4 protein-coding genes and 1 tRNA gene are annotated in these 4,789 nt (G+C 37.5%); 3 read left to right on the top strand and 2 right to left on the bottom strand.

Annotated elements, in window-relative coordinates; all coding sequences use genetic code 11:
* The first annotated feature begins 1,396 nt into the window (after nt 1-1,396).
* Nucleotides 1,397-2,389 (top strand): tRNA dihydrouridine synthase DusB, encoded by a 993-nt coding sequence (gene dusB, locus RBU60_RS03850; protein ID WP_308863347.1) that lies wholly within the window; start codon nt 1,397-1,399, stop codon nt 2,387-2,389.
* A gap of 156 nt (nt 2,390-2,545) precedes the next feature.
* Here dusB and RBU60_RS03845 read toward each other — a convergent pair whose 3' ends face one another.
* Together RBU60_RS03845 and RBU60_RS03840 are read right to left on the bottom strand one after the other, a co-directional pair.
* The gene (locus RBU60_RS03845; protein WP_308863346.1) at nt 2,546-3,742 is read right to left on the bottom strand and encodes an ABC transporter permease; all 1,197 of its coding nucleotides are present in this window, start codon (nt 3,740-3,742) and stop codon (nt 2,546-2,548) included.
* A gap of 1 nt (nt 3,743) precedes the next feature.
* The gene (locus tag RBU60_RS03840) at nt 3,744-4,139 is read right to left on the bottom strand and encodes a ribosome-binding factor A (protein WP_308863345.1); all 396 of its coding nucleotides are present in this window, start codon (nt 4,137-4,139) and stop codon (nt 3,744-3,746) included.
* A gap of 60 nt (nt 4,140-4,199) precedes the next feature.
* Here RBU60_RS03840 and mce point away from each other — a divergent pair, with 60 nt between their 5' ends.
* Both mce and RBU60_RS03830 read left to right on the top strand, forming a co-directional pair.
* Nucleotides 4,200-4,604 carry a methylmalonyl-CoA epimerase gene (gene mce, locus RBU60_RS03835; protein WP_308863344.1) on the top strand — a complete coding sequence of 135 codons (405 nt, stop codon included), beginning with the start codon at nt 4,200-4,202 and terminating at the stop codon, nt 4,602-4,604.
* A 51-nt stretch (nt 4,605-4,655) separates the two neighbouring features.
* Nucleotides 4,656-4,729, top strand: a tRNA-Ile gene (locus tag RBU60_RS03830).
* Nucleotides 4,730-4,789 lie beyond the last annotated feature (60 nt).

The raw sequence follows: 4,789 nt of genomic DNA, 5'->3' as shown, positions 1-4,789 counted from the left end.
TTCTTAATACTTCCAAAATTCTTTCGTAATTTGCATTTAAGTTGTTCATTGTTAATGTTTTATAGCTAAAACAAGTTACTGATTATCAGTAAGATGAACAACTTTTTTCTTTTAAATCATAATGCACAACGGGTTATACTTATAATTATTATAAGAACCTCAATACAGATCAAGTCAACCAGTTTGATGTAGGTAACCTGTCCTTATATTATAATAAAGAAGACAGTCCGTGGGGTTTTGAAATTGATGTAGATAATGTGTTTGATGTGCGTTATAAAAATGAAAATTCTTTCAATCAGTTTTTGGTAAGTGACACCCGCATTTTTATTCAACCTAGAACGGTATTGTTTAAGCTTTCCTATAAGCTCTAACAAATTCCTGCGCAGGCAGGAATCTTAAAGTGCGCTGTTGTGGGATCTACTTGATCTATTGCTCTTTTCGAAGTAGGCTTTTTTAATGAAAAATTTTCAGTAGAGAATCACTTTACGGAATTAATTTTATGATATTTGGATCATGGAATTTCTAAGCATGAGATTCTGAGCTGAACTCAGAATGACAGGAATCGAGTGAGTTTGGAGTTTCTAAGGATGAGATTCAGGTTCAAACCCGGAATGTAATTCCTGCGTAGGCAGGAATCTTAAAGCGTACTGCTATGATGTTTGCTTTACTTACTGAGTTTGGAGTTTTATGGTATTTGAGAGGAAGCTAAAATTATTAATGCATTACTTTTTAATTCTAAATGTCCTACTGAGCTTGTCGAAGTAGATTAGTAGACTAGTAAGAAGATCCAACTTCTAAGCATGAGATTCTGAGCTGAACTCAGAATGACAGGAATCGAGTGAGATTGGAGTTTCTAAGCATGAGATTCCGGGTCAGGCCCGGAATGAGTTCCTGCGCAGGCAGGAATCTTAAAGCGCGCTGCTGTGGCGTTTGCTTGACCTACAGAGCTTGTCGAAGCAGGCTTTTCTTCAAATTTTCAATATAGAATTCCTTTACGGAATTAATTTCGTAATAATTGAATGATTTGGTTTTCTAAGCATAAGATTCCGAGTCAGGCCCGGAATGTAATTCCTGCGTAGGCAGGAATCTTAAAGCGTACTGCTATGATGTTTGCTTTACTTACTGAGTTTGGAGTCTTACGGTATTTGAGAAGAAGCTAAAATTATTAGCGCATTACTTTTTGATTCTAAATGTCCTACTGAGCTTGTCGAAGTAGATTAGTAAGAAGATCCAACTTCTAAGCATGAGATTCTGAGCCAAGCCCAGAATGACAAGAACGGGTTGAGTTTTGAGTTTCTAAGCATGAGATTCTGAGTCGAGCCCAGAATGACAAGATTTAAACTTAAGATTTACATCTTATTTACTAATTTTGCAATTAAAATAAAAGAAATCAGTTTTGGCGAAAATAGGAGATATTGAGGTAGGAGAGTTCCCATTGTTATTGGCACCTATGGAAGATGTAAGCGATCCTCCATTTAGAGCTTTGTGTAAAGAACAAGGAGCAGATGTAGTGTATACCGAGTTTATTTCTTCGGAAGGCTTGATTCGCGATGCGGCAAAAAGCGTGATGAAACTCGATATCTACGAGAAAGAACGTCCTGTTGGGATCCAAATTTTTGGAGCCAATTTAGAATCTATGCTAGAGTCGGTAGAGATTGTAGAAAAATCGGGTCCAGATATTATTGATATCAATTTTGGCTGTCCCGTGAAAAAAGTGGTTTCCAAGGGAGCGGGCGCAGGAATTTTAAAAGATATAGATCTTATGGTTTCCTTAACGGAAGCGATGGTAAAACATACCAACTTACCCATTACCGTAAAAACACGTTTGGGCTGGGATCAGGATTCTATAAAAATTTTAGAAGTAGCCGAACGTCTTCAAGATGTAGGCTGTAAAGCGATTTCTATTCACGGAAGAACGCGTGCGCAAATGTATAAAGGCGAAGCCGATTGGCAGCCTATCGCCGATGTAAAGAACAATCCACGGATGCATATTCCCGTTTTTGGAAATGGGGATGTAGATACGCCTCAAAAAGCCGTGAAAATGCGTGATGAATTTGGTTTGGATGGCGCCATGATTGGTCGTGCAAGTATTGGTTACCCTTGGTTTTTTCGAGAAGTAAAACATTATTTTGAAACCGGAGAGCTTTTAGATCCGCCTACGATGATAGAGCGTTTAGAGGCCGCCAGAAGGCACTTGCAAATGGCCATCGACTGGAAAGGGGATAAATTAGGCGTTTTTGAAACCCGCAGGCATTATACCAATTACTTTAAAGGGATTCCGCATTTTAAAGAACACCGCATGAAAATGGTGACCAGCGATGAAGCTAAAGATGTATTTAAAGCTTTTGATGAAGCCGAAAAAGAATTTGGTGATTTTCAGTTTTCATAAGTGTAGCAATAATTTACAGATTACCTCTGGAGAACTTGTTTTATAAGTGAAGAGAATCTAATTTTAAACGACCCACGACCCACGACCCACGACCCACGACCCACGACCCACGACCCACGACTCACGACTCACGACTCACGACTCACGACTCACTCACTAAGCCAAAACCTTACTAATTCTTGTGGCACCAATATAAGTAGCCATGATTCCTAGAACCATAATGGTAGCAAAAACTACGGCAATATTCTCTGCTTTCAACGCCACGGGATAAGGTAGCGTTGTGGTGATCATAATTAAATCGAATTGTAGTTGCAATAAGATAATCACAATCCCAAGTCCTAAGCCCAACATGCCCCCTACAAAGGTAAGTAAGCTGCCTTGCAACAAGAAAATACGTTTAATTTCTTTGGCAGAAGCTCCCAAATAGTGAAGTGTTCTAATATTGTGTTGCTTATCTAAAATAGCCATCACAATAGCGCCACCCACATTAAAAAGTGCAATAATAAGAACCAAGGTAAAGATAAGGTAGACCGCTAGATTTTCGGTATTCAACATTTTGTAGAGCTTATCATTTAACTGCATTCTATTTTTGATGATAAAATCATCTCCCAACATAGAAATTAGCTCTTCTCTTACGCTTTTTTCGTTTACGCCCGGTTTCAGTCGGAGTTCTAATGCAGAAAATTCGCCTTTTTTTAATTGCAGTAATTCTTCCGCAAAGAAATAAGGAGCAAAAACATATTTAGAGTTGAGCTCTTCATTAATGCTATACACGCCAATCACCACAGCAGATTTACTAGAAAACGCATCGCTAGCATCGCTTACTTGTCCTTTTCCTGGTTTGGGAACCATCACTTTTAGAGCATCATTATAGCCTCCTATTCCTAAGGATAACTTTTTAGAAATAAGACTTCCTATAACGACTTGGTTTTCTAAAGGATGCATCCAAACGCCCCCAATTAACTCGTTCTCGATAGGATTGACGTTGAGGTAATTTTTATCAACAGATTTAATAAAGGCAGGTGTGTGCTTGTTATTATAACTCAATAAGACCTGTTCTTCAATAATTTTTGAAAAAGCTTGCACTCCTTCAATCTGCTTGATCTTACCTAATTGTTCTGAATCGATTTGAATTGTTTTTCCGCTTGACGGAAGAATTTTTAAATCGGGATCAAACTCATTAGAAAACGAGAGACTAAATTCTTTTAGCCCAGCAAAACCAGATAAGACAATAAATAGCGCCAAAGCGCCAGCAAAGACTCCTACTCCCGCAATGATAGTAATGATATTGATAGCACTATTTTTACTTTTAGTGGCCAAGTACCGCTTTGCGATGTAGTAGGAGAAATTCAAATTATGATTTTTTTCTTTTATCTAGTAAATCGGGATTTTCTATAGGATCTTCTTTTCCTTTTACTGCCTCATCAATTTCTTCGATGTAATCTAGAGAGTCATCCAAGAATAAATCTAAATCGGGCATTTTTCTCAATTGATGCTTTGTTCTTAAAGCTACTTGATGCTTTAAACGGTGTTTGATTTCTCTTAACTCCTCTATAAGGACTTTTCCTTGTGCACTTGGGAAAATACTTAAGTAAGCTTTGGCGATAGATAAATCTGTCGTTACCTTTACTTTAGAAACCGAAATAATAATATTGGTTTTTCCAGCATTTCTAAGCTCTTGTTGTATCACATCGGCTAGATCTTTTTGTAAGACTCCGCCTATTTTTTTCTGTCTGTTTGTTTCTTCCATACTGCAAAAATAGCGTTTTTAAAAGTTATAGTATTTTTGTAAAACAAAATTTTAATAAAAATGGATAAAATAGAACATATTGGGATTGCAGTAAACAATCTAGAAGAAGCAAATGCCACTTACAAAAAGTTGTTGGGAACAGCAGCATACAAGCAAGAAGAGGTAGAAAGCGAAGGCGTAAAAACCTCTTTCTTTAAAATAGGCGAAAGTAAGATAGAATTGTTGGGAGCCACGCGAGAGGATAGTCCTATTGCTAAATTTTTAAAGAAAAAAGGAGAGGGGATTCATCACATCGCCTTTGCGGTGAGTGATATAGAACAAAAGATAAAAGAACTAGAGGCTGATGGGTTTGAAGTTTTAAATAAAACCCCCAAAAAAGGAGCTGATAATAAGAGAGTTGCTTTTTTACACCCAAAATCATCTCACGGAGTTTTGGTAGAAATCTGCCAAGAGATAAAAAAATAGCTTTTTTATTGGGAGGTTTCATGGATATGACTATTTTTGCCTCCTGTTTCGGGACCCATAGCTCAGCTGGTTAGAGCACCTGACTCATAATCAGGTGGTCGATGGTTCGAGCCCATCTGGGTCCACTGGTAAAATCAAGCACTTACAATTTTTGTAGGTGCTTTTTTTATGTTATGATTTTTTTG

The sequence above is a fragment of the Mesonia profundi genome, assembly GCF_031085155.1.
Taxonomy (GTDB): Bacteria; Bacteroidota; Bacteroidia; order Flavobacteriales; family Flavobacteriaceae; genus Mesonia; species Mesonia profundi.
This window is presented reverse-complemented; position numbering and strand designations above follow the sequence as displayed.